General features: G+C 71.6%; 3 protein-coding genes. 1 reads left to right on the top strand and 2 read right to left on the bottom strand.

Going from position 1 to position 3,569, the window contains the following annotated elements; genetic code table 11:
- Positions 1 to 218: 218 nt before the first annotated feature.
- The gene (gene prmC, locus ACG2DA_RS22090) at positions 219 to 1,124 is read right to left on the bottom strand and encodes a peptide chain release factor N(5)-glutamine methyltransferase (RefSeq protein ID WP_395258768.1); all 906 of its coding nucleotides are present in this window, start codon (positions 1,122 to 1,124) and stop codon (positions 219 to 221) included.
- A 104-nt stretch (positions 1,125 to 1,228) separates the two neighbouring features.
- Positions 1,229 to 2,092, bottom strand: a complete 864-nt coding sequence (locus ACG2DA_RS22085) for a hypothetical protein (RefSeq protein WP_395258766.1) — start codon at positions 2,090 to 2,092, stop codon at positions 1,229 to 1,231.
- A gap of 141 nt (positions 2,093 to 2,233) precedes the next feature.
- Between ACG2DA_RS22085 and ACG2DA_RS22080 the strand changes: the two genes are divergently transcribed.
- On the top strand, positions 2,234 to 3,538 hold the full coding sequence (locus tag ACG2DA_RS22080) for a sulfite oxidase (RefSeq protein ID WP_395258764.1): 1,305 nt from the start codon (positions 2,234 to 2,236) through the stop codon (positions 3,536 to 3,538).
- The last annotated feature ends 31 nt before the right edge of the window (positions 3,539 to 3,569 follow it).

Here is a 3,569-nt window from a genome sequence, read left to right as displayed (position 1 = left end):
GAGGGGTCGGGGGTGAGGGGGCAGCGACGCCCGGACGCTGTTCACGGTCCGGCTCTCCGAATTGGCAGCTCGAGGCGCAAGCCGAGGCGTGCACGCATGGCCGACTCACTCGGCTTCGCTTGCGCTTCGGGCTCACCCGGGTCGTACGGAGACGGGTGAACCGTGCGTCACCCTCACCCCCGGCCCCTCTCCCTCAAGGGAGAGGGGAGCAAGAGATTTCACCCCCGCACGCCGCACACCACCCGCGGCAGCCCGTCGCTGTCCTTCACGACCCGCACCCCGCCGAAGCCCGCATCCTTCATCAGGCCGGCGACGGCCCCCGTCTGGTCGGCGGAGACCTCCAGCATCAGCGAACCGCCCTCGGCCAGGTGGGCGGGGGCCTCGGCGACGATACGGCGGACGTGGTCCAAGCCGTCGGCGCCGCTGAGGAGGGCGAGCTTCGGCTCGTGCTCCCGCACGTCGGCGTCCAGACCGTCCCACTCGTCGTCGCGGACGTAGGGCGGGTTGGAGAGAATCAGATCGAAGGGTTCATGGCCGGACGGGACCGCGGCGAACAGGTCGCCGCCGGCGAGGGTCACGCGGTCTTCCAGGCCGTGCGTCTGCACGTTCTCCTTGGCGACGGCGAGGGCGTCGTCGGACAGGTCCGTCGCCAGCACCTCGGCCCCGCGGTGCCCCGCGGCGACGCTGACCGCCACGCAGCCGCTGCCGGTGCACAGGTCCAGCACGCGGGGGGCGTCCAGCGGCTTGGCAGCGTCCAACGCCTCCATCACCAGCGTTTCGGTCGCCGGACGGGGGATCAGCACGTGCCGGTTCACCGCGAACCGCTTGCTGAAGAACTCGCGATAGCCGACGAGGTAGGCGACCGGCTCCGCGTTCGCCCGGCGTTTGACGAGGTCCCGCATCGCGGCCCGTTCGTCGTCCGTCAGCGGTTGGGCGAACTTGACGTAGAGCTGAATCCGCTCGCAGCCGAGCACCTTCGCCAACAGGATCTCCGCCTCCAGCCGCGGGGAGTCGCTGCCCTTCTTCTTCAGGAAGCCGGCCGAGGACTCGAGGATCGCCTTGACGGTCCAGACCTTCTCGTCGCCGGTCCCGGACTCGGCGCTGCCCTCGGGCGGTGTCGTCATCGGGGCGGTCTGCGTCGTCACGGGGCGTCCTTGCGGCGGGGGCGACGCAGTGTAGGCGAGCCCCCCGCGGGACGCATGCGTCCCGCGGGGGCGCCGCGTCGCCGCTAATCGTCCGCCCGCACGCTGACCTGTAGGGCCGAGAGCATCCGGGTGATTTTCTCCTCCTTCTTGCTGATCCCGGGGACGTTCTCCAGCACGACCGCGCGGGGTTCGTCCTTGGGGTGCAGGATCAGCGTGCCGCTGCGGAGCAGGAACCACTCGAAGACGTCGTTAATTTCCTTTTCGATCTTCAAGTTCGGGGCGCTGTACCGCTTCAGGTTCGAGAGGGCCCCGTGGTGGTGGAGCAGTTCGTTCGGCCGCACCTCCCAGTAGTCGAACCGGGTGGACAGGAAAATGAACAGGAACAGCGTTCCGAGGACGCCGCTGAAGGTCCAGAAGAACGCCGCGTTGGCGAACGGCTTGATCCGGGCGATCACGTCGAAGGCCGCGGGGAACCACTCCGGGCGGGCGGTGTTCAGCAGGATCAGCCCCATTCCGACGCCGAACAGCAGGAAGAACAGCGTCAGGCTGGCGGTGCGGGGGAAGTCGAAGGAGAGCACCACCAGGTTCGCCGTGAACACGCCCAGCCAGGCCGCGGTGACGACGTGCGTGGTGACCGTCTCCGCCGGGGAGACCGTCAGCCAGATCGCCGCGATCACCGAGGCGATCAGCGTCGGATACAGCAGGATCGCCTTGGGATAGGGCACCAGCTTGACGCTGTTCGGCACGCCGGGCGGGGCGTTGACCGGCCGGGGGTCGGCGGCGGGGTCGGCGGAGTCGGTCATGGCGCGGCGGAGCAGTCGGTCGGACGGGCGTCGAACGGACGGGCGGCCCAGCTTCGGCGAGACGCCGGCGGGCGTCCCGGCCGGCGCCCCCTCGGAAGACCCGGCGGGGGTCGGCGGCGGGGCGGGCGGGGTGAGTGTCGTCATCGGGTCGGCTTTCCGATAGCCAAGGGGGGATGTCGTCGTGCCTTCTCCCCGGCGGGAACGTCGCCGCGGGGTGGGCGGATCACGTCCGGATTCGCTACCGTCGATTCGTCCCCCGCCGTCTGCTCCGACGTGGCCGCCGCGATGCCCAACCTCCCCGCCCCCCCGTCCCGCCCCTCGCTGCTGAGCCGCCGGGCCGTGCTGAAGGGCGCCGCCGCCGGCGCCGCAACCGCCCCGCTTTTGGCCGGCGCGCGGGCCGCCGTCGGGCAGGACGGCACCGTGCGGCCGGACGCCCTCACCGGCCGCGATGCCGTCGACGCCGCGACCGCCGGCGGACCGGGCGCCGGCCCGCACCCCGGGGTGATCGTCCGGCAGTGGGAGCCGCGGAACCTCGAATACCCGCTGCCCAGCCTCGACGGCCGGCTCACGCCGACCAACCAGTTCTACGTCCGCAGCCACTTCCCCGTGCCGGAGGCGGACCCGCAGACCTGGACGCTGACCGTCGGCAGCGCCGTCGGCGAGTCGGGCGACGGCTCGCTGGGCGGCGTGCGGATCGCCCCCCGCACCTTCACCCTCGCCGAACTGGAAGCCCTCGGCACGGAGGAGAAGACCGTCACGATGGAGTGCGCCGGCAACGGCCGCATCTTCCTCGTCCCCAAGCCCAGCGGCCTGCTGTGGGAGACCGGCGGCGTGGGAACCGCCGTCTGGAAGGGCACCCCGCTGCGGAAGGTGCTCGAAGCCTGCGGCTATCCCGCCGGCGAGGCCCGCCCGGGGTCGGGCGGCGCCCACGTCATGCTCCAGGGCGCCGACCACGGCAAGCTGTCGAAGTACCCGGCCCCGCTGCACTACAACCGCGGCCTGCCGATGGCCAAGGCGCTGGACGACGTGCTGCTCGCCACGCACATGAACGGGGAGCCGCTGCCCCCCCATCACGGCTACCCGCTGCGGGCGATCGTGCCCGGCTGGTACGGCGCCGCCAGCGTGAAGTGGCTCGACCGCGTCACGGTCACGAACGAACCGGACAACGGGTTCTTCAGCACCTTCGACTACGCCGTCTTCAAACGCACCCCGGCCGGGGAGCAGCTCGTCCCGCTGCGGGGGATGCAGGTGAAGAGTTCCCTCGCCCGCCCGGCCCGCGGGGAGCGGGTGCAGGCCGGCGATGCCTACGTCTGCCGCGGCGCCGCCTGGGCCGGCGAGCGGGCGATCAAGAAGGTGGAGTTCTCCAGCGACGGCGGCCAGACCTGGGCCGAGGCGGAACTGGTCGACGACCCGCAGCCGCTCGTCTGGACCCGCTGGCGGTTCGACTGGACCCCGCCGCAATCCGGCTCCTACACGCTGATGAGCCGGGCGACGGACAGCGCGGGGAACACGCAACCCGCCGAGCACGACCCGCTCCGCCGGGCCTACATGGTGAACTTCACCGTGCCGGTCGGCGTGGAGGCCGTTTGACCTTTCGGGAAAATCGAGCCGCGACCGTGAG

The sequence above is a fragment of the Alienimonas sp. DA493 genome, assembly GCF_043951915.1.
GTDB lineage: Bacteria > Planctomycetota > Planctomycetia > Planctomycetales > Planctomycetaceae > Alienimonas.
This window is presented reverse-complemented; position numbering and strand designations above follow the sequence as displayed.

Excerpts from the sequence above, each read along its gene's own strand:
- ACG2DA_RS22080 (WP_395258764.1), top strand. The coding sequence starts at position 2,234 with ATGCCCAACCTCCCCGCCCCCCCGTCCCGCCCCTCGCTGCTGAGCCGC.
- prmC (WP_395258768.1), bottom strand. The coding sequence starts at position 1,124 with ATGACGACACCGCCCGAGGGCAGCGCCGAGTCCGGGACCGGCGACGAG.
- ACG2DA_RS22085 (WP_395258766.1), bottom strand. The coding sequence starts at position 2,092 with ATGACGACACTCACCCCGCCCGCCCCGCCGCCGACCCCCGCCGGGTCT.